Source organism: Xenorhabdus sp. TS4 (genome assembly GCF_014467265.1).
GTDB classification, from domain to species: domain Bacteria; phylum Pseudomonadota; class Gammaproteobacteria; order Enterobacterales; family Enterobacteriaceae; genus Xenorhabdus; species Xenorhabdus ehlersii.
On the sequence record NZ_NKHQ01000104.1, the window covers coordinates 1 to 787 of the forward strand.

Annotated in this window: 1 protein-coding gene; it reads left to right on the top strand. The window is 42.9% G+C overall.

The window, feature by feature from the left end; genetic code table 11:
• Positions 1 to 62 precede the first annotated feature (62 nt).
• Positions 63 to 760 (top strand): IS1 family transposase gene (locus tag Xets_RS19400; RefSeq protein ID WP_187652379.1). Its coding sequence is split into 2 segments (ribosomal slippage): positions 63 to 312 and positions 312 to 760, totalling 699 coding nucleotides; the frame shifts between segments, so codons are not numbered across the junction.
• The last annotated feature ends 27 nt before the right edge of the window (positions 761 to 787 follow it).

Here is a 787-nt window from a genome sequence, read left to right on the forward strand (position 1 = left end):
GGTCACGCTCTCAATGATTAGATATTGTGATAAACTCCCTGCTTTTTATTATGGAGTGAGAGATGGCTAAAGTGGATGTGGTTTGTCGTTACTGTCATAAAACAGACGAGGTTAAAGGGCATGGAAAAGGACGTACTGGTCATCCCCGCTATCACTGCTATGCCTGCCGTAAAACCTTTCAACTGAACTATGCCTATCAAGCCTGTTATCCCGGCGTGAAAGAGCAAATTATTGATATGGCAGTGAATAACTCCGGTGTTCGTGATACCGCTCGTGTACTGAAGATAGGGATTAACACCGTCATTCGCACGTTAAAAAACTCTCCCCGAAAAATGTGACCAACCTTACTCTTGAGGGAAATGAAGTCCAGCTTATCTGTGAAGTTGATGAGCAATGGTCATTTGTGAGAAGTAAAAAGAATCAACGCTGGCTCTGGTATGCTTGGGAGCCTCGCCTCAAGCGAGTCGTGGCACATGTTTTGGGTGATCGCAGTACGGCGACTTTACGCAAACTCCTTGAGTTATTATCCCCTTTTAATGTCCGGTTTTACTGTACGGATGATTATGCACCTTACAACCGACTGCCTGAAGAAAAACATATTGTTGGAAAACATTATACCCAACGTATAGAAAGAACCAATCTGACATTACGTACACGTTTAAAAAGACTGAATCGAAGGACGATAGGTTATTCCAAATCAGAGGAGATGCACGATAAAGTGATAGGGACTTTCATCGAACGGGAATACTATTCTTTATAGGACAATCTAACCATTGGAGTCACGACC